Genomic DNA, 20,950 nt, shown 5'->3' on the forward strand with positions numbered 1-20,950 from the left:
AAAAGATTAATTATGTACCTGTGTTAGAAACGATTAATAATTGATTCTAACACATGCAATAAAAAGGAGTGATTCTACTATGAAAAACGTACATTTCGTTGCTTCTTGGAGTGGTGGGAAAGATTCGGCGCTGGCATATTATCGAGCACTGCAATTAGGGATGATTCCGAAGAAAATCTTAACGATGTTTGAGGATGATGGTGAGATTTCTAAGTCACATGCAGTTCCTTTAGAAGTTGTACAAGCACAAGTGGATAAATTAGGGGTACCCCTTTTAACTAAACCTGCAAGTTGGACCTCATATGAGGAACAATTTATAGATGCGATGAATGCATGTCGGACTGAAGGGATTACACACGGAGTGTTCGGTGATATTGATCTGGAAGGTCATTTAGAGTGGGTCCAGACAACATGTGAGAAATCGGATATTATTGCAGTTCATCCATTATGGAAAATGTCGAGAAGGTCAGTGGTAGAGGAACTGTTAGAAGCTGGTTTTGAGTCGTGGATTATTGTAGTGAATACAACTATGATGCCTGCTTCTTATGTTGGGAAAAGATTGACAAAAGAATTAGTGGAAGAACTAGAAACAGCAGGAATAGATGCGTGTGGAGAGAACGGGGAATATCACACAATTGTAGTTGATGGACCTATTTTCTCTGAGCGTGTTCCTATCTCCATTTCTGCTCCTGTAGAAAAAGGAAATTATGTTTTCTCTCCAGTTTCGTTAGAAGAAAAATGAAAAAAGGACCGCAGTATTAGTGCGGTCCCTATAACTCTGTTTCTTCAACTAATCGTTTGATCTCTGAAACTTAATAATAAAGTGTGATCAAAATAAATTCTTTCTTTATCATAATTCTATAGTCATTCCCGGCCCGCCTCGTAAAACTTCTGTGCTACCATATCCGGCCTTGTACGCGTATCCGTAAAGTGGTCGCCATCGCCGACGATCAGACGGGACTGGCCGAGCCGTATGGACATATGCGGATGCCAGCCGAAGTCCTCTCCTTGTGGCAATGCGTTGTCTTGGTAGAAATAGAGATAGCTTTTGGGAATAGACAGCGCGCTATCCCATAGGTTTAAGTACATAAATATCCCAAAATGCTCTTAGAAAAACTAAATAGGTGATTTGGTTATAAACTAACAAACTTTATTACAGAGCAACAATCTCTCTTTAATGTTTGATTTGTATGAATGCTGATTTATTTAGAAATTTTTATAAAAAGGACTGAGCATTTAACAACTCAGTCTAGTAAATTATTATTATTTTCGTATCTTTTCAATCTCATCTGCAACAAACTGTACATTTGTTCCTACGATTACTTGAATACTTTGTGGTCCTACTATATTAATACCAGGAACACCAGTAGCCTTAATTTTCTTTTGATCAACAACATCCATATTTTTTACTTCTATACGTAGTCGAGTTGCACAGTGGTCAACGGAAGTTACGTTTTTATCGCCACCTAACGCATCGTAAATTTTAGATGCCATGTCTGAGAATTTATTACCTGATGTAGTGTCTCCAGCTTCATCTATTTCTACATCTTCATCGTCTTCTCTACCAGGTGTTTTCAAGTTGAATTTCACGATTAAGAATCGGAATATGAAATAGTAAATGACTGCAAATACTAAGCCCTGGACGATTAACATTAAAGGTTGGTTAGCAAGTGGTAATCTAGAACTTAAGAAGAAGTCGATGAAACCCGCACTAAATGTAAAACCTGCTGTCCAGTGGAATGTTGCAGCGATAAATAAGGATAAACCTGTTAAAGCAGCATGTACTACATAAAGAGCTGGTGCTAAGAACATAAATGCAAATTCAAGTGGTTCAGTTACCCCTGTAAAGAATGCAGCGAAACCTGCAGCTAACATTAAAGAAGCAGCTTGTTTTTTTCTTTTTGTTTTAGCAGTATGATACATTGCTAAAGCAGCAGCTGGTAATCCAAACATCATGATTGGGAAGAAACCTGCTTGATACATTCCGGTAACACCTTTTGTGCCAGTTCCTTTCCAAAAATTACCTATATCCTCTATGCCAGCAACATCAAACCAAAATACGGAGTTCAATGCATGGTGTAATCCTGTTGGGATCAATAGGCGGTTAAAGAATCCGTATAACCCTGCACCAGTAGCACCTAATCCACTAATACCTTCACCAAAACTAACTAATGCAGAATATACAACTGGCCAGATAAAGAACAATGCCGCAGAAACGACTAGCATAGAAGCAGCTGTCATTATGGGAACTAATCGTTTACCACTAAAGAATGCTAAGAAATCAGGTAATTGAGTACGACTAAAGCGATTGTACATAATTGACGCGGTAATTCCAGATAAAATACCTATAAATTGATTTGCGATTTTTCCGAAAGCAGGGTTTACATCTGCTACATCAATGCCTAGTAGCATTGCTACCGAATCTGTAGAAAGCAATGTTGTCACAACTAAGAAGGCAACTAATCCACTTAAAGCAGCAGAACCATCTTTATTTTTTGACATACCTAAAGCTACCCCTACGGCAAACAGTATAGACATATTTGGACTATCAAGAATTGCATTTCCAGCTTTAATTAAGAAAGCTGCTAATACATTTCCAGAACCCCAGCCATCAGGGTCAATCCAATAGCCGATACCCATCAAAATTGCCGCTGCTGGCAAAACAGCTACTGGTAACATTAATGAACGGCCAAGCTTTTGTAGATATTTCATCATACATAATTCACTCCAATACAGAATATTTAGAAAACTGCGTTTAAAAAAATAAAATAATATCGAGTTTTTATTGCTTTTGTAACCTTTCTATATGAACCGCAATGTAACCTAACTCATGATCTGGTAAGTCAATACCATGCAACTTCTTTAACTCTTTGGTCACTTCGACGGCGCAATTGTACGAATAAGGAAATTTCTTTTTAATCATGACAAGCATTTCTTCATCCATTGTATGAAGCTCATAATGATTCATCCTTGTTAAAGCAAATCGTAAATGAGTGATTAGACGATGATAGGATATGTCGTTTTCCTCGAGATGTATGTTTAATTTCTTTTGAATAATTTGAACCATATTCCGAATAATCGTCGTTTGCTTTAACGTTTGATGTAAATCGCCTCCTTGTAATTTCATCGTATGGATATGAAGAGCGATGTAAGCAGCTTCATCTTCCGGCATTTCAACTTGGCATTTTTCTTTTATATGTTGTATTGCCCAAAGACCAATCTCAAATTCTCTCCTATATAAGATTTTTATCTCAGGTAAAAGCTTGTTATTGAGTTGAATACCATCTTCTAATCTTTCAATAGCGAATGATACATGGTCAGTAAGTACAATATGAATACGTTCGTCTAACTTTCCACCAATATATTCCTGAGCGTACGAAATAATTTCTTCGGAGATTGTAAAATGTTCTTCAGGTATTCGACTTAATAATTGTTGAAGTTTGTCATTTTCCCTCATAACAAATATTTTTTCTATTCTATCTAGATTAACGATATCGTTTCGTTTTTTATTAAAAGCAACTCCCGATCCCACAGCAATCTTCTCACGCTCGTTATCTAGTACAACTACGGCATTATTATTGAGAATCTTCGTTATTTTCATCGAAAGCGATCTCTCCCTTACTTACGATAATTTAATGATTCACTACTTAGCAGAGATGGTCATTAAGATGGTTTTATCTTGAATACCTGTTTTTGAATAATGGCATTGAATGTCTTTGTCAGTGCTATTAGTAACAATGATTGGTGTAACTATGTTTTTTGCGTTTTCTCGAATATATTCCCAGTCCACTTCGATAAGAACTTGCCCAGTAGAAACTTTATCACCTGCACTTACAAATACAGTAAATCCTTTTCCCCCTAATGAGACCGTTTCCAAACCAATGTGAATGAGAATTTCTGAACCGTCGGTCGAGCGTATTCCTATGGCATGCTTTGTATCTGAAACGAGAACTATTTCTCCTTCTACAGGGGCATGAACACGCCCATTTGAAGGGATAATAGCGACACCTTCTCCCATCATTTTTTGGCTGAAGACGGGATCAGGAACTTCACCTAATGGAATAATCTCTCCATTTATAGGTGCCAAAACTTCTAAACTACGTTTTTTAAATAAATTTGATAGCATGAAAAAACTCCTTTGTTGAGTAATGTGATAACGCTGCCGCAATAGAAAAGCGTAAAAAAGGCATGGGGGCAACAAAGTAGTTTTTTACAACTGCTCTGTTTACCACCATGCCTGATCGTATCAGTAACATGCGACTCGTTATTGAGTTAATATTCAGATAATATCATTAAATATTTTACTATTCAATAGAAATGTGAAAAAAAGTTAAAATTTTGTAACATTTGTAATGAATTATATGAAGGGGATATAGTTTTAAGTACAAGTTTCAGAAAAAATACATCGAACTTAATCAAGTTATTTTAGTAAGAGATTATAGAAGAGCGTGCACCTTGTTTTTTAGAATTTTAAATGAAGGATTAAAAAAATTTTATATACTTGCATACTTCATAATATAAGAGTACGCTTATATAAGCGAATGATTATATAAAAGAGGTGGGATTGTGGATTCTTTAACAGCAATGGAAAAACAGTTAAAGGCCGTAAGTGATGCAAACCGTTTAAAGTTGTTAGCCTGTTTAAAGCAAGGCGAGGTCTGTGTATGTGATTTAGTTGATGTCCTGCAGGTTTCACAGCCAGCTGTTAGTCAACAATTACGTAAATTAAAAGAGGCTGGCATCATCTTAGAAAGAAAAAAAGGGACTTGGAAACATTATCGATTACATGAAGAACAATCTCCATATATCCAAGCAATTATTGATGAATTAGAACCAATCTCATTTAAGCATTGTGGACCAACTTGTTCTTCCCAAGAAGGGGATGATTGAAGGTGGAGAAACGGTTAACCAAACAGCTATCTTTTTTAGATCGGTATTTAACGTTGTGGATTTTCATTGCAATGGGGTTAGGTGTTCTTATAAGCGTCATTGCACCAAATTTTAAAGATACATTAGATACTTTTTCGGTAGGTACTACGTCTATTCCAATTGCTATCGGATTAATTGTCATGCTTTATGCACCTCTTGCTAAAGTAAAATATGAAGAGATATGGCGTGTATTTAAAGATTGGAAAGTTCTATTGCTCTCACTAATACAAAACTGGCTATTAGGCCCGTTCTTAATGTTTTTCCTAGCCATCATCTTCCTACATGATTATCCAGAGTATATGGCGGGGCTAATTATGATTGGCCTAGCGAGATGTATTGCAATGGTCATTGTTTGGAATGATTTGGCGCGAGGGGACAACGAGTATGTGGCAGGGCTAGTTGCCTTTAACTCTGTATTCCAAATTTTATTCTATTCTGTATTTGCCTATTTCTTTTTAAATATCATGCCTGGCTGGTTTGGATTAGAAAATCTAAATATTTCTATTTCAATGTGGGAAATTACAAAAAGTGTACTAATTTACTTAGGTATCCCATTTGTTGCAGGTATTTTAACGCGCATTATTGGTATTAAAGTGAAGGGGATCGAGTGGTATGAAAATCACTTCATTCCTAAGATTTCTCCATTAACATTGATTGCATTATTGTTCACTATTGTCATGATGTTTTCTTTAAAAGGGGATAAGATTATTGAATTACCAGTGGATGTAATTCGTATAGCCATTCCTCTATTAATCTATTTCTTGATCATGTTTGTCGTGTCGTTCTTTGCTTCAAGAAAGGCAGGAGCAAATTATCCAGTTACAGCAGCACTTTCATTTACTGCTGCTAGCAATAACTTTGAATTAGCGATAGCAGTAGCTGTTGGTGTGTTTGGTATCCATAGTGGTGCCGCGTTTGCCGCTGTTATTGGTCCGCTTGTCGAAGTACCGGTGTTAATAGCTCTAGTAGGAGTAGCGCTTAGATGGAAAAAGAAATATTTTGAAGTTAAATTGTAAGTATTGAATCACACGATTTACGCCTAGCATTGTCTAGGTTTTATTTTAAAGTATTATATAAGTGAACACTTATGTATGCATGTAGACGGAGGGTAAAAAATGACAGAAATGAAAAACGATCAAATACGCCAAGGGGTGCGTGATAACTATAAACGAGTAGCGTTAAAAAATATTGATACAAACAGTTGCTGTGCTCCGAGCTGTTGCACACCCGATGAAAATCAAAATAGCTCTGTAAAAGAGATTTCAAAAAAAATGGGTTACACAACTGAAGAACTTACAAGCATTCCGAATGGTGCCAATATGGGATTAGGATGTGGGAATCCACAAGCAATTGCAGCTTTAAAAGAAGGTGAAACTGTTCTAGATTTAGGCTCTGCTGGGGGATTCGACTGCTTCTTAGCTGCGCCTAAAGTGGGTTCAAATGGGAAAGTCATTGGTGTAAATATGACACCAGAAATGATTTCAAAAGCCCGGAAAAACGCAGATAAACCGCAATTTAATCATGTAGAATTTCGCCTAGGTGAGATTGAAAATTTACCAGTTGAAGATCAATCTGTCGATGTTATCATGTCAAACTGTGTCATAAATTTATCACCAAATAAATTGCGCGTTTTTGAAGAGGCATACCGTGTTCTAAAAGAAGGCGGTTGTTTAGCCATTTCAGATGTAATTTTAACAACAACTTTACCAATTGACATGAAACAAAAAATAGCGCTATATTCAGGCTGCATTACAGGGGCTTCACCAATCGAAGAATTGAAGGCTAACTTGCAAGAAGCGGGATTTAAAAATATTAAAATCACTCCTAAAGATGAGTCGAAAGAATTTATCAATGAATGGGCACCAGGACATCAAGTGGAAGAATATATCGTATCGGCTATTATTCAAGCTGAGAAATAGAATGATATACAGCTTTTGATATGAAATGGATAAAAGTGGTAGTTAGAACAAATTATATAAATCAAAATAATTGAGTAAAAAATGACTTCGCTAAAATAGGAGGGCACTGAAAAACTTACGTTTTTAAAATGAAATGTTCTTCAATAGTAAACACCGGCACTTTTTGTTCGATTTTGAACAGAAAGTGCCGGTGTTTTTTTGTATTTCCCTTATTCTACATTTAATAGCTTCAAGGTTCGTCCCCAGGAAAGCGTCCGCCGGAACGGAAATTAACGGCATCGAAGAAAAAGCCACAGCTAAAATTCATTTTATGGTATTTTTCAGTGCCTTCCTAAAATAGCGGAGTCATTTTTAAAAATTCCATACGCTTCTATCAACATGCTTTATAGTAATAAAAAATGCTGGAAACAGCACCAATAAAAAATGAAAGTGATATAAACATTATTAAATATTGCCTAGAATACAAAGTCCCTGAAGGTACCCAATACATATACACAGCTAGCAAAATAAGCAATGAAGTATACATAGAAGAAGTTATCTTGTAATTGATATTAGAAAATTTCTCACCTTTACTCGCTATTCTTTTGCTTGAAATAAACAGTATGAAAATAGCAATCATCGAGATAATCAAAGACGCCCCAACAAACAAATTAAAATGCATAATATCACTAGCTAACCAGCTATCCAACCAATCAAAAATTAGCAGCATACGTGATCACCCTTTCTTTAAAGTATCTGAAAATCATACTTAATAAAAGTGCTTATAATAATTAATTTTAAATTAAAAATACATAAAAGTAAAATAATGGTTTGCGTTAATCGGTATTGATGTTAATGCAATTTCAAAGTAATGTATGATATGTAAGAAAGATTACATAATGGGACGTGATATATATTGAAAACTCTAGCGGTATTTTGTGGATCAAGTAATGGTGCTTCGAATATCTATGTAGAAGTGGCAAAAAAATTGGGTAAAGAGTTGGCTAAACGTGATATTACACTTGTATACGGAGGGGCAAGTGTAGGTGTCATGGGTGCAGTTGCAGATGCTGTATTAGAAGCGGGTGGAAAAGTTATTGGAGTAATGCCAAGTTTTCTAGAAAAAAGAGAAATCTCTCATAAGAATCTAACTGAACTAATCGTAGTAGATTCTATGCATGATAGAAAAGAAAAAATAGCAGAACTTGCAGATGGATTTATGGCGTTGCCGGGTGGCCCAGGAACATTAGAAGAATTTTTTGAGGTTTTCACTTGGGCTCAGCTAGGATTACATCAAAAACCTTGTGGACTCTTAAATATTAATCATTATTTTGATCCACTTATTGCTTTATTTAATCATATGTCTGATGAACAGTTCTTACATGAAAAGTACCGTACTATGGCGCTAGTAGATGTAGAACCAAGTGGACTACTCGATCAATTTAATGCATATGAAGCACCAACTGTAAAATCTTATATTACTGAAAAACAAAAGTGATAGTTAAAAAACAGGCTATGGTATATATAGACCATGGCCTGTTGTAATAGTAAGAGGGATTTCAAAAGCGCTTAAGTAAAAAATTCAGGAAAATGTTAGATTACCATGGTAAACGACTTTCAATTGATTAAGTTATTTTTTTACTTGTATAGAGTTTATTAATTTGTTTAAGGGGAATTAAAGTGTTTAGTTTTATTTTAGCTTCATTATTTTTTACAGTCCTGTTCATAGCAGGGCTGATATGTACAATTCGTATTTTTAAGAAAAGACGTGCAAATATTGATTGGCAACTACATATTTTTGTTTCAATCAGTTTAATGTTGTTAGGACTAGGTGTTTCATTATTCACGTGGCTTGATATAGTGGCTATTGCCATGAATAATGAGAAAGTTGAACAGGGAACTTGCGAACTGACAAGAAAACATAGTCGTCGCGGTGGCGGTGATACAAGAATTACAGTAAACGGGATGGATCTCACTTATAATAAACCAGGTTACTACAATGATGTGTATGAATGCCGTGTTGAATATTTGCCATTCACTAAAACAGTGAAAGATCTTCAATTGTTTGACGAATAGTGATTTTAAGAGAAAAGCACTTATTTATAGTTACTGGACATACATATTTGAGAATAACTACATCTTATATTATATAAAATAGTAATTGATAAACAGATTCACCAAAGGAAAAGGAGCTGCATACATATTGTTACTTATAAGAAATCTTGTAGAAAATGAGCATGAGTTTTTATTGGACATGTTATATGAGTCAATCCATATTCCAGAGAATAAACCGACTAGAGAAGAGTTACTAAACCTCCCACACATTAGAAAATATCATGAAGGTTGGGGAAGAGCGGGGGATAGAGCATTAATTGCAATCGATGAAGAAAACCAAAAAGTAGGAGCGGTCTGGTACAGATTATTTGAAGAGAATAATCAAGGCTATGGATATATCGATGACAACACGCCTGAATTAGGAATAGCTGTTTGCGAGAATGGTAGAGGAAAGGGAATTGGAACTTTACTGATGAATAAAATCATACAGCTTGCTATGGCAGAGGGATATAAGTCAATTTCTTTAAGTGTGGATCCAGATAATAGTGACGCTGTACATATATATAATAAAATAGGGTTTCAAGAATATGGTATATCAGGCACATCTATCACAATGGTATATAGGGATTCTGAACATTAAATACAACAAATTGATGCTGGAAATTAAATAAAGCATGTTTTGAATGATTAATCAAAACATGCTCTATTTTATTGATAAGAAATCTATTTATTATTAATTGGATCATAATCTATCAATTGTGAAGCACTCATATACCTGCAAATTTAATATCTTAAAATTTATTAGTAGATGTGTTGACAGTAGAATAAGGTTTCTCTTCATTTATTATCCCCGAAATACCCTCTTTTTCAAGTAAATCTACAATTTTTTCAAGGCTTGCATGATCTTTTACTACAATGAAATTAGGTAAGAAAGGCTTGTTTTTTATGTTTAAAGTAAGTTTATAACCATTATTTATTTTGGGGTCAAGTCCATAGAGCTCATGCCAACGACTTATTTTTTCTACTTCATAACCTATTATATGACTGAAAGAATAGAACTTGCTATCAAAGATTATGCCATTTGCTAATATGAACAAATTACCACGATGTTTAATGGCGGAAATAATCACAAAAAATAAAGAAACAATACTAAATGAAGAAGTTCCTAATACATCTGTTAATAGAACAATCACAAACAAAATGACTAATAGTAAAATTGCAACTACGGTTCCCCATTTAACATATTGGTAAGACTTCGTATTTTTGCTAAGACACTCCATTTCCCGCCACTCAGTAGGGATAACTATGCTTTTAAACTCTTTCTCCTTACTAGGATAGAGAGCGTCTTTTGAGAGTTGAATTGCTTTCCTTAAATTAATGTGATATCGAATTAAATAGTAAATACCAAAGATAAAAATTATAGTGAAAATAGTATTTAACATCTTTTGTAGCTCCTTTCTCGATAAATAAGGATATAAAACGATTGTTACTTACTAATTTATTCCTATTTCTCTATATGGAAAATTATACTACAAAATGGATTATTTGAGTTTATATGTTTATTTTTAGGTATTAAAAAAAGAATTTTAAGTAGAATCAAACAGTGAAAGAAAATAAGGAGTTACTATTATGTTGGAACCAGTAAATTTTGATGAATGGTTTAAGAAAAGAAATAAAAATGTATATTCAATAGAATTTAAGCGATACGAGGATATATTAGCAAACCATAAGGAACTCGCTCATTTTTATAGAAAAGAAATAGCATCTCTAGAGAATACAATTTCTAAAGATATAGATTCTGTTATCTATACAAAAGGCGGAGAAACAATGGTGCACAGAGGGTATTATTGCCCAAGTCTTGTTTTTACTTATATAGTTGGAGGAACAAAACGAGGTAAAATACTAAAACGCTTTTCAAAAAAATTCTCATTTAAATATGGCTTTAATAAGCAAGGGAAATTAATATATGTTCAGCATAATGATGAATTTGGTACTCAATTTCAAGAGTTCATTATTCATGACAAGGATATTGAAGTAGGTATAACTGTACAACGAAACAATTCTATATCTAACATTTCAAGATGCGAATATAAAGACGGGAAATTATTAAAATATGAGACAAGTCAACTTGGTATGTCTAAAGAATTATATATGGAAGAGTATAGTTATGAGGGTTATCAATTAAATGATGTTGAAATTTTTTGCTATACTCCTTCCATTAGTTTGTGTGAAAGAAATAGATATAAGGTGGGGCAAAATAGTGATGGAGAAATTGTATACCTAAAAGGTGGATGTTTATACAATGGTAAATGGCAAGATGAAGAATACTTTTATTGATGAAATCTCTTAATCATCTCGAAGTTTAAGAGATTAGATAAATATGTACTTTGTAGTTTTAAGACATCGTTTACAATTGGCTAATTAAATTTATTACTTGAGTTAGGTCAGTCCGTTATCACTAAATAAATATATGAGGTGAAAATTTGAAAACTACTATTTACTTTATTAGACATGCCGAATCTCCATTTATCTTTGGTCAAGAACGTGAACGTCCCCTTTCTGAAAAAGGAAAAGAATCTGCAGAAAAACTTGTTAGATCATTAAATAAAATAGAGTTTGATGCGGTGTTTTCTAGCCCCTATAAACGAGCAATACAGACGTTGGATGGACTAATTGAACCTTCTAATATAATCATTGAAGAAAGTCTAAGAGAACGAGCGATTAAAGGGCAATATAAATTACCTCAAAATGAAATAGATTTAGCACTTATGAAGTCATTCGAGAATATAGACTTTTGTTTAGAAGGTGGAGAGTCAGTCAGAGAAGCTCAAAATAGATCATTACCTATTATGTTTAAAATTTTGGGGAATCCAGACTTTGAAAATGTAGCTATTGGAACACACGGTAATATCATGGTATCTATATTAAATTACTTTGAACCTTCCTTTGGGTATGATTTTTGGAAATCGACCGAAAAACCAGATATTTATCAATTAACTTTTGATGGTTATCATTTATTAGCTAGAGAGAAAAAAAGATTTTAGTACTGAATTATATGCTTAATAAAATATCAACAAAATCATTATATTACGATTAGAATTAGGGGAAGTAATCCGCCTAACATGCCGTGAGTAGTAGTTACAAGATGAAAAAAGACCATTCTTTAATGAATGGTCTTTTCATTATTCACTAACGAATCAGTCTTTACTTCACGGTCTATTATTAAACTATCTAATAATACATAGCCAAAAATAATTCCACCAATTGTTATTAATAATGTACTTTGTGAAACAATTAATTCATTTGCAAAGTAAAAATACTGGCCTATAAATGTGTAAGTCAAGAATGGGGACATAGCTATAAGTAATGCTGGTAAAGCAATGACTATAATCTTTATCCAATCAAAAGTCCATTGTTTCTTTTCTTTAATTTCAACAATCAATTTAGGTAAACGAAGTAATATTCCGATAATAATAGGGAATGCGAAAGAAAACCTTATCAAGGGAAGAATAATATATGTTGTGGAGGCTTCCTTTTCTAAATGCAATTTATAACTAAGTCCAAGGTAAATCATCACACCGATAATTATGAACGAAATGAAATAACGTGAAAAGCGTTTCACCCTCAACTCCTCCTTAGAAATTTTGATATTCTCCAATTGTCTAATTATACACTTTTATAACAATACCCCATTTAATTGTAGTGGTAAGCAAATAAATCTTTCATTACATACGGTTAAAGTGGATAACCCATTATGGACAGTATATTAACATATGCTCCGAGTTGTTATTCATGACCATGAATACACTTGAAACAATTAATTTATTCATTAAATGAAATTCTTGTAGCGAATCATTTATCTCAGAACAAGAAAATGACACTTAATCAACTTTAACGTGGTTCAAATCTTATAGAGGAATGGTTTATAATAATTGCATAGAGTGGATAAAAATCAATTAATTGGTAGGAGTAATGAAAGATGGATGACAAATTTAACATTATGATTGTCGAAGATGAACAAAAGATTGCTCAAATGGTTGAAGAAAACTTAATCAAATGGGGATATGATGTATTTTCGGTAAAGGATTTTCAAAAAGTAGAAGAAGAATACTTGTCAGTAAAACCTCATTTAGTATTGTTAGATATTAATTTACCTTATTATGATGGATTTTATTGGTGCGAGAAAATTAGGAAGTATTCTAATGTACCCATTGTATTTGTGTCGTCCCGTAATGAGAAGATGGATGTTATGATGGCCATAAATATGGGCGGGGATGATTTTATCCAGAAGCCATTCTCAATGGATATACTCGTGACGAAGATTAATGCGATAGTGCGTAGAACGTATACATATCTTTCACCTAGTTTAGATGTTCTAAAACATAATGATTTGACTTTAAACTTAAAGAATTCAACTGTTAAGTTTGGCGAGCAAGAAAGTGAGCTCACTAAAAATGAATTTAAAATATTGACTGTTCTTTTTGAAAATAAGAATGAAATTATTAGTCGTGATGCACTAATGCGTGCATTATGGGAAGATGAGAGTTTTATTGATGATAATACATTGACGGTTAATATAAATCGATTACGTCGTAAACTAACAGATATGGGTGTGAAAGATTATATTCAAACGAAGAAAGGGCAAGGGTATATGCTAATATGAGTATTTGGAAGCATTTGTTCTTTCAGAGGCGACTAATCTTAACCTATATTATGATCATGTCGTTTATCACAGTAATGATCTTTATCAACCCAAGACTTTCAATCCCAATAAATAATCTACTCTACCTGTATCTTATCTCAACTTGTTTGTTTTTCTTGTACATTTGTATAGAATACTATTTTATCAAAAAACATTTTATTGCGTTGAAGAGTAGTTGTAGAGATGGTTTTTTAATCCAGGAAGAGTTGCCGATGCCTAAAACATTGGAACAGCAGATGTTTCAAGAAGTATTAAAGCAAGTAAATCAACAGCATCAGCAAAAAGTCACGAATATTATAAATGATAAAAAAGAAACAATAGATTATATGACATCATGGTTCCATGAAATTAAAACACCTATATCAGTTAGTCGTTTAATTATTGAGAATGAGAAGGAAAATCCGGTTTTGAATAGTATAGAAGAAGAAATAGAAAAGATTGAGGGATACGTTGAACAGGCACTCTATTTCGTTCGAGCGGATGATTTCAATCAAGATTATTTTATTGTTCCTGTTGATTTAGACGTAGTGATTCGTTCAATTATTAAACAAAATGCCAAGATATTTATTCAAAAAAAGATAAAACTTTCATTAGAAGTAGAGTCTAAAGAAATACTAACTGACCAAAAATGGCTAGCTTATATTGTGGCACAAATTCTATCTAATGCTTTGAAGTATACTTCGCCTCAAGGGGAAGTGAATATTTCTTCAGAAGAAGATGAGATAGAAAGAAGATTAATCATAAAAGACAATGGGATAGGGGTAGAACAGGGCGACATCCAGCGAGTTTTTGATAAAGGCTTCACTGGGATGAATGGAAGAAGTCACGGGAACTCAACGGGCATGGGTCTTTATCTAGCTAAGAGATTGGCAAATAAGTTAGGACATTCAATCACTATCACTTCAGAAAAGAACCACTTTACAGCTGTTACTATACATTTCCCAAAACTGCATGATTACTATGCAATAACATAATTCAAAATGAGAGGCAGTCACCTATTTGTACTTGCCTCTCATTTTGTTATTTAAAGATTTTCTTCAAATATTAACATAAAGATTCGTTAATATTTCATTTGTAGTTGAGTGGAGTGAATGTGGCGACTCCTGCGGGAAAACGAGACAGTTCAAGGCCCTGCAGGAGCGTATCGACGAAGCGATTTGGCGCTCGCCCGCGGAAAGCGTCCACCGTAGCGGAAATCAACGGTCTTATTATCGACATTAGTATCTAAAAGACCAATAGTTTACTTATGTCAAAATTTAATGTTTGTTTTACCTAGTGATGAGTGGGGTGGAAAAAGGACAAAGATTGTGTAATTACCAATATTAGCATTTAGTAAAGCCAAGAGAAAAAAGACTGTAGACAAACACGAATTTCTTCGCATTTTGTCTACAGTCTAGGAGATAGTATCGCTTTTGGTGTCCTTTTTATACATTCACTATTTTGTTACAAGAAATAACAGTTAATACATAGTAAGTAATATAAAGCATTGTATAAGATACGATACAAATGATTACAGGAATAATGAAGTTGATATCCATTAAATTTGAGATAGCAGTTAATATCATACAACTATGAGTAATGCCTACGATTAAAGGTAGGAGAAAGACAACAGAATATTGTTTAGCAATAACGCGCATTATTTCGCTTTTTTGAACGCCAAGCTTCTTTAATGTTGTATACCTTACTTTATCATCAGTTACTTCTGTTAGCATTTTGAAATATATCATACTTCCTGAAGCTGCAAGGAAGACTAATCCCAAAAATCCGCTTATAAAGATCAGTAATCCATAGACAGATTGTGCTTCTTGATAGCTATCTGAAAAACTGTAGAAATGTACTTCACTAGGAAGCTCTTTCATGATTTTCTTTGTTAGTTCAGAAGATTTAGCTTCGTTGTTTACTTTCAAAGCATGCACTGTAGTAGGAGTATTCTCACCTCTAAGTTGATTGTATTTTTTGTCATTTACAACTATTAAGAAAGGTTGAACAGGGTCATTCAATAATGAAAATGATTTATTATCAATAATCTTTATTTTCGAATCCGCAGTTGCTGAATGCAACGAAACCGATTTGTTTATATTTGATTGCTGGTCTTGTGATCCAATGAAATTGTTGATAATTGTTAGACCTTCTGTTTTCTTTAAAGGTGCAATTGGATCTAAATCTAATTTATCAGCTAGCTGATTGAAAGTTTTATTGGATATAACAGCAAATGATTCGTCAAAGTAAAAGTACCCCCCAGGAACTTTCTTAAGCTCTGATGCATCGCCTTTCACCATTGTGTACTCCCAGTCATGTTCGAAGATAAGGGAATGATTATTGTCCCAGGCGATTAATTCACGAATTTTTGCATCTACTTCAGAAGAAGTACTTTCATATTGATAACTATATGGAACAAAACTTTTCACCTGATCCAGAGTATTGTAATAAATACTATAACCAAATCCAAAAGCGATAAGTGTTACTGCGTTCAGTATAGAAATAATAGTGAACATAAAGGCGTTGCTCTTTAATCGATTTGTTAATTGCGTAAAAGTTAAAAGATTAGACCACTTAAAATAAAATGACTTATTCTTCTGTAATAATACAAAGATAAATGCACTCAAGGAGTGGAATAACAAAAACGAACCAACAAGCATGGAGATAATTATTATAATGATAGTACGGTTAAAGTTCTGATCCCAATTGCTCGATTCTGGAGACAGTTGTAATAACCAGTAGCTACCTCCAATCATTGCAATGGCAAGAAGCGCTAACAACAAAGAAGGTTTATTTATTTTCTCGCCTTTTTTAGTGGCTTGGAATAGCTCGATTAATTTAAAACGATAAATAATAAAGTAGCCTTGCAATGAAGTAAGGAAAATAATCACACTAAATACGAGTAAAGTCTGTATGATTGCTCTTGAATTAATAGTAAATGTAATTGTAATAGAAAAACCCATTAATTTCACCAGAATCATACTGAAGAAAACAGAGAATAATTCCCCGATTGCAAGCCCTATTAAGAGTGCAAGTATGCCCATTATAAAGTTCTCATAAAATAGCATTCTACCAATTTGTTTTTTCTCAACACCTAATAAGGAATATAAACCAATATCTTTTTTACGTCTTTTAACAAAGAAGTTATTCGAATACCAGATGAAAATGGATACAAATAGTAGTAAAAGGATAGAAGAAGCACCAAAAGCTGATGCAAGTTTTTCTGTATCCGTTAGAGCTTGGCTAATCTGTTTATTGTACTGTAGTGATGAAAAAGTAAAGTAAATCGTAATACTGAGTGTCATTGATGCAATATAAAGAAAGTACTGATAGAAATTGTGTTTGATATTCTTCCTTACAATATTAAACATGTTCATGGGTCCCACCCCCTATAGTAGAAAGCGTGTTTAATAATAGGTTAAGGAACTCTTTTCTGTCCTTGTCTCCTCGGACTATTTCTGTGAAAAGGCGTCCATCTTTCATAAATAGCACTCGATTGCAATAACTTGCAGCAAAAGCGTCATGTGTGACCATTAAGATAGTCGAATCGTAGTCCTTGTTCAATACATTGAATGTATTTAGAAGATCTGTCGATGATTTAGAATCTAATGCTCCAGTTGGCTCATCTGCTAACACTAAACTTGGATTTGTAATAATTGCTCTTGCAACAGCAGCTCGTTGCTTTTGTCCTCCAGAAACTTGGTAAGGGTAAGAGTTTAAGATAGCTTCAATTCCCAGTATGTTGGCTATTTCTCGTACTTTAACTTCCATCTCCTGAGCTGGCCAATTGGCTAGTGAGAGTGGTAGTAGAATATTTTCTTGTATTGTTAAGGAATCTAGCAAATTGTAGTCTTGAAATATAAAGCCTAGATGCTTTCTTCGGAATTTAGCTAAATCCTTTTCCTTCATTGAGTTTACTGATTCACCCCCAATGACAATACTACCTGACGTCGGTTTATCAATTGTTGAAAGGATATTCAGCAATGTAGTTTTACCAGCTCCGGATGGTCCCATAACGCCAACGAATTCCCCTTTGTTAATCGTTACATCTACATGATGAAGAGCAGTATATATGTTGTTTTTTGCTCCAAAAACTTTATGTATCGCATTTCCTTTTAAAATTGCATCCATGTTAAAACTCCTTTCAAGAGTTAGTTTGTACTTTAACAATACATTGAAATCTGAGGCTTCTCCATCGATTTTCCAAACAAGTAGTTCCCGTAACTTACATTTTTGTAACAATGGAAGTATGTTATATGGATTGACTTTGCGGGGGTACGTATTTATATAATAATTATAAAGTGGAGTTAAAAATAGGTGGATGTTGAAATTAATAGTGTAATTTGAAGATTTAATACATCTACAATTTTATAGAATAGATAATAAAAAATTCAACATAAAATTAAAGGCGGGGAAAATATGAAGCTAATAGAAATAGATAAATCAAATTGGGGGGAAGTTGTTTTTTTAACAACAAATAATGCGAGTATGCCGACATTATGCGAAGAATTTGTCGCATCAAATGCATTATCAATTGTGCAAGCGCAATTCGAAAAAACATGGATTACAAAGGCAATTGAAGTAGAAGGCAAATTAATTGGTTTTACTATGTATGGTTTCTCTGAAGAGCAGAACTTTTTTGAATTATGCAGAATAATGATTGATCGAAAGTTTCAAGGAAATGGTTATGGTCCTAAAGCAATTTTACTTGTAATAGAAGAGATGAAGAAACTAGAAGGATGCAACGAAATCTACTTATCAACTGAACCCAACAATGAGCGTGGGAAGAAAATATATGAGAAATTAGGCTTTAAGAATACGGGGCGCATTGTTGATGGTGAGGAATTGTATTGTTTGAAGCTTTGATTACATAGTTCTAACTTGTATATAAAGAGAATCTGTTACTATAGAAAAATGAGGGGTCATGAATGAATCAATTTACACCAGTTTGGGAGAACGTTTTGAACACTTTTCAGCAAGTAGATGCTTCGGGTGCTGCCATAATGGTTATGAAAGAAGGCCAGATTGTTGCAGAATCTTACACTGGTTTTCAAAGTAATGCCTTTGAAGCAAGAACTATGCAAAAGGATACATTATTTCATCTAGCTTCAGTTCGAAAAACATTTATCGGTTTTGCTGTAGCTTACTTAATCCAGGAGGGGGTAATTCAATCACTTGAGCAAGAGATTTCACCGATATTCCCTGAAATAGATTGTGATATATTAAAGGGAGTTAGCATTCGCCATTTAATCACTCATACGCATGGGTTAAGACTAGTAAAAGGAGAACTTGAAAAAGAGTTTCGAGCAGGGACGAGTTGGGCTTATCGAAATATTGGCGTAGATTTATTGTCTGAAATCATTAAGAAAGCTTCAGCTAGAACAATTGCTAATATTGTTGAAACTGAAGTGTTAGTTCCTTGTGGTCTAACAGAGATTGGTTGGTATGGTGAACTGGACTCTAGACATGTTGAAGTGATTCGAAAAGAAAACGATCCACATTGGTATACAAGTAACAATGTAGATGGCAGCCAAATGAATATGTATGCTTCTGTTAGAGATTTAGCTAGATGGGGAGCACTACATTTATCTAAAGGAAAAGTAGACGGTAAACAATTAATACCTCTAGAGATATTTGATTACTGTACATCTGTTCAAAGCCCAAATACTTTACCATCGGACTATCCAAGGAATGGTTTCTTTTGGTTTGTCCAAGGAGCCTCATGTGATCAAACAGAAATAGGTGAAGCGGTATCTAATGATGCTTATCAAATTCTCGGCTATACAAATGTTACTTTGTTAGTCATTCCAGAGCATGAGATAGTTGCGGTACGTGCTTTTAATAACTTCGGTTCACCAGTTGGATATGATTACTTAAAGGACGTTCGTGGTTTTGGGAATTGTGTGATGGACTGTTTGCAATAGAGACATGATGATTAAATAGCTACTTCAAGAAAAGCAGTAATTTCTTGAAAGTAGTTATTTTTGTTTTATTAGTGGAGAAAATCTCAAATTTAATATTAAGACGATTGCTGATTTGATCTATTCGACTCTTCATTTGACGCACTCAGAGAGTGATTTAACCTACTGGAGGGAACATTTAACCGATTCGGCTATTCATATGACGCATTCAGAGAGTGATATAACCTACTGAGGGGGAGTATATAATCTACTCGAGTAATGATTTGGCCTATTCGGCTCTTCATTTAACCTATTCAGAGAGTAATATAACCTACTGGAGGAAACATTTAATCGATTCGAAGTGTCAGAAACAAGATTCGATCTATTCATCTCTTCATTGGATTCATTCAGATAATGATTTAACCTACTGAGGGGTGTATTTAACCTACTCGAGGAATGTTTTAACCTATTCGAACCAATAGGAACTTAATCTGATCAATTCATATTCATATTTGAATCACTCAGAACGAGATTGTATTCTTATTCAGTGATAAAATAACTATTTTTAAAATTAAAGTTCTAATAAGTAAGAGCTAGCCGTTGATTTCGTATATAATGGTAAGATAGAGAAGAATTGAAATTCCACAGACCAATTGTCGAAGAAAGCTTGAATCATCTCAATTTTAATTTTAAAGGAGTTTGACATAACTTGAGTAAAAAGTTTGAAACAGAATTACCTGAAGACTATGCAGAACTAAAAAAAGAAGCGAATTACACGTCTAGCTGGAGAGATCGTCTATCAGCAGTAATTGAGCTAAGTACTTGTAAACACCCTAAAGTAATCGACCTTCTTAAAAACCGTATGGAAAATGATACAGTTTACAAAGTACAAGAGGCTGCTTACAAAGCTCTAATTGCATTTGGAGAAAATGTAGAGCCACCTAAAGTACAAAAATTTGATATTATCAAAGGTACTGATAAGATCCTAATCCGTGTGAAGAAAAGTTTACCAGCTGATCACACATTTGAAGACTTCGCTGGAAAACTTGAACGTATGCGCCTTGATGTATACGATGCATACGAAGGTCATAAAGGTAAAGAATTCAAAACATGGCTTGAACAAAAATGGTCAAGCTTAAATAAATAATTCATTTATTTAAAAACAAGTAGTTGCTTAATGAACTGAAAAACTAAAGCATCTAAAATTCCATACAAAAGGCGACATGGCGTTCAATTCTAGCCATGTCGCCTTTATTTTTATGTTTTACTGCAAATCGCTCCATCAAATGTTGTTTCTAAAAAAATAGCCCCATAAATTCACCATCAGCCTATAGATTCTTCATCTTTTTTCAAAATCATAATAAAATATAAGGTTTTTCTGTAAAATGATGATTCCTTCCCTACAATAAACCTTTGTTAATATTATCATTCCTCAATAGTGAAAAAAATGTATTTCCTTATAATAAGAAATAACAGATTGTATCTGA

Annotated in this window: 21 protein-coding genes; 14 read left to right on the plus strand and 7 right to left on the minus strand. The window is 33.8% G+C overall.

What is annotated here, in order from left to right; genetic code table 11:
* The first annotated feature begins 79 nt into the window (after positions 1–79).
* The gene (locus ACQKM9_RS09095) at positions 80–742 is read left to right on the plus strand and encodes a diphthine--ammonia ligase (protein WP_427734065.1); all 663 of its coding nucleotides are present in this window, start codon (positions 80–82) and stop codon (positions 740–742) included.
* 521 nt (positions 743–1,263) lie between these two features.
* Here the strand turns inward: ACQKM9_RS09095 and nagE are convergent.
* The 3 genes from nagE to ACQKM9_RS09110 form a co-directional block, all read right to left on the minus strand.
* The gene (nagE, locus tag ACQKM9_RS09100) at positions 1,264–2,715 is read right to left on the minus strand and encodes an N-acetylglucosamine-specific PTS transporter subunit IIBC (RefSeq protein ID WP_427734066.1); all 1,452 of its coding nucleotides are present in this window, start codon (positions 2,713–2,715) and stop codon (positions 1,264–1,266) included.
* 67 nt (positions 2,716–2,782) lie between these two features.
* Entirely contained in the window at positions 2,783–3,601 is an 819-nt protein-coding gene (locus tag ACQKM9_RS09105) for a PRD domain-containing protein (protein ID WP_427734067.1), read from the minus strand.
* Between the two features lie 42 nt (positions 3,602–3,643).
* Entirely contained in the window at positions 3,644–4,126 is a 483-nt protein-coding gene (locus ACQKM9_RS09110; protein ID WP_427734068.1) for a PTS sugar transporter subunit IIA, read from the minus strand.
* A gap of 458 nt (positions 4,127–4,584) precedes the next feature.
* On the opposite strand from ACQKM9_RS09110, the gene ACQKM9_RS09115 reads away from it, so the two are divergent.
* The 6 genes from ACQKM9_RS09115 to ACQKM9_RS09140 all read left to right on the plus strand — a co-directional run bounded on the left by ACQKM9_RS09115 (position 4,585) and on the right by ACQKM9_RS09140 (position 9,522).
* Entirely contained in the window at positions 4,585–4,890 is a 306-nt protein-coding gene (locus tag ACQKM9_RS09115) for an ArsR/SmtB family transcription factor (protein WP_427734138.1), read from the plus strand.
* A 2-nt stretch (positions 4,891–4,892) separates the two neighbouring features.
* The gene (gene arsB, locus ACQKM9_RS09120; RefSeq protein WP_427734069.1) at positions 4,893–5,945 is read left to right on the plus strand and encodes an ACR3 family arsenite efflux transporter; all 1,053 of its coding nucleotides are present in this window, start codon (positions 4,893–4,895) and stop codon (positions 5,943–5,945) included.
* A gap of 99 nt (positions 5,946–6,044) precedes the next feature.
* The gene (locus tag ACQKM9_RS09125; RefSeq protein ID WP_427734070.1) at positions 6,045–6,848 is read left to right on the plus strand and encodes an arsenite methyltransferase; all 804 of its coding nucleotides are present in this window, start codon (positions 6,045–6,047) and stop codon (positions 6,846–6,848) included.
* An 895-nt stretch (positions 6,849–7,743) separates the two neighbouring features.
* The gene (locus ACQKM9_RS09130; RefSeq protein WP_427734071.1) at positions 7,744–8,325 is read left to right on the plus strand and encodes a TIGR00730 family Rossman fold protein; all 582 of its coding nucleotides are present in this window, start codon (positions 7,744–7,746) and stop codon (positions 8,323–8,325) included.
* Between the two features lie 182 nt (positions 8,326–8,507).
* Positions 8,508–8,903 (plus strand): hypothetical protein, encoded by a 396-nt coding sequence (locus ACQKM9_RS09135; protein WP_427734072.1) that lies wholly within the window; start codon positions 8,508–8,510, stop codon positions 8,901–8,903.
* An 85-nt stretch (positions 8,904–8,988) separates the two neighbouring features.
* A complete protein-coding gene (locus ACQKM9_RS09140) occupies positions 8,989–9,522 on the plus strand; it encodes an N-acetyltransferase family protein (protein ID WP_427734073.1) in 534 nt (177 codons plus the stop codon).
* 151 nt (positions 9,523–9,673) lie between these two features.
* On the opposite strand, the gene ACQKM9_RS09145 is transcribed toward ACQKM9_RS09140, so the two are convergent.
* Entirely contained in the window at positions 9,674–10,324 is a 651-nt protein-coding gene (locus ACQKM9_RS09145; RefSeq protein WP_427734074.1) for a hypothetical protein, read from the minus strand.
* Between the two features lie 187 nt (positions 10,325–10,511).
* On the opposite strand from ACQKM9_RS09145, the gene ACQKM9_RS09150 reads away from it, so the two are divergent.
* Both ACQKM9_RS09150 and ACQKM9_RS09155 read left to right on the plus strand, forming a co-directional pair.
* On the plus strand, positions 10,512–11,219 hold the full coding sequence (locus tag ACQKM9_RS09150; protein WP_427734075.1) for a hypothetical protein: 708 nt from the start codon (positions 10,512–10,514) through the stop codon (positions 11,217–11,219).
* A gap of 146 nt (positions 11,220–11,365) precedes the next feature.
* Positions 11,366–11,926 carry a histidine phosphatase family protein gene (locus ACQKM9_RS09155; protein ID WP_427734076.1) on the plus strand — a complete coding sequence of 187 codons (561 nt, stop codon included), beginning with the start codon at positions 11,366–11,368 and terminating at the stop codon, positions 11,924–11,926.
* 119 nt (positions 11,927–12,045) lie between these two features.
* Here ACQKM9_RS09155 and ACQKM9_RS09160 read toward each other — a convergent pair whose 3' ends face one another.
* Positions 12,046–12,504, minus strand: coding sequence for a hypothetical protein (locus ACQKM9_RS09160; RefSeq protein ID WP_427734077.1), 459 nt, complete (start codon positions 12,502–12,504; stop codon positions 12,046–12,048).
* A 357-nt stretch (positions 12,505–12,861) separates the two neighbouring features.
* Between ACQKM9_RS09160 and ACQKM9_RS09165 the strand changes: the two genes are divergently transcribed.
* On the plus strand, positions 12,862–13,545 hold the full coding sequence (locus tag ACQKM9_RS09165) for a response regulator transcription factor (protein WP_427734078.1): 684 nt from the start codon (positions 12,862–12,864) through the stop codon (positions 13,543–13,545).
* Positions 13,546–13,796: 251 nt separating this feature from the next.
* Positions 13,797–14,558 (plus strand): ATP-binding protein, encoded by a 762-nt coding sequence (locus tag ACQKM9_RS09170; protein ID WP_427734079.1) that lies wholly within the window; start codon positions 13,797–13,799, stop codon positions 14,556–14,558.
* Positions 14,559–15,008: 450 nt separating this feature from the next.
* Here the strand turns inward: ACQKM9_RS09170 and ACQKM9_RS09175 are convergent, their stop codons facing one another.
* Both ACQKM9_RS09175 and ACQKM9_RS09180 read right to left on the minus strand, forming a co-directional pair.
* A complete protein-coding gene (locus ACQKM9_RS09175) occupies positions 15,009–16,940 on the minus strand; it encodes an FtsX-like permease family protein (RefSeq protein ID WP_427734080.1) in 1,932 nt (643 codons plus the stop codon).
* Positions 16,927–17,694 carry an ABC transporter ATP-binding protein gene (locus ACQKM9_RS09180; RefSeq protein WP_427734081.1) on the minus strand — a complete coding sequence of 256 codons (768 nt, stop codon included), beginning with the start codon at positions 17,692–17,694 and terminating at the stop codon, positions 16,927–16,929. Before ACQKM9_RS09180 ends, ACQKM9_RS09175 begins: the two co-directional genes overlap by 14 nt.
* Positions 17,695–17,982: 288 nt before the next feature.
* Between ACQKM9_RS09180 and ACQKM9_RS09185 the strand changes: the two genes are divergently transcribed.
* The 3 genes from ACQKM9_RS09185 (at position 17,983) to ACQKM9_RS09195 (ending at position 20,610) form a co-directional block, all read left to right on the plus strand.
* Entirely contained in the window at positions 17,983–18,429 is a 447-nt protein-coding gene (locus ACQKM9_RS09185; protein WP_427734082.1) for a GNAT family N-acetyltransferase, read from the plus strand.
* A gap of 62 nt (positions 18,430–18,491) precedes the next feature.
* The gene (locus ACQKM9_RS09190; protein WP_427734083.1) at positions 18,492–19,487 is read left to right on the plus strand and encodes a serine hydrolase domain-containing protein; all 996 of its coding nucleotides are present in this window, start codon (positions 18,492–18,494) and stop codon (positions 19,485–19,487) included.
* 685 nt (positions 19,488–20,172) lie between these two features.
* Positions 20,173–20,610: a HEAT repeat domain-containing protein gene (locus tag ACQKM9_RS09195; protein ID WP_427734084.1), complete on the plus strand. Its 438-nt coding sequence runs from the start codon at positions 20,173–20,175 to the stop codon at positions 20,608–20,610.
* Positions 20,611–20,950 lie beyond the last annotated feature (340 nt).

The organism is Viridibacillus sp. NPDC093762 (assembly GCF_050279675.1).
Classification (GTDB): domain Bacteria; phylum Bacillota; class Bacilli; order Bacillales_A; family Planococcaceae; genus Viridibacillus.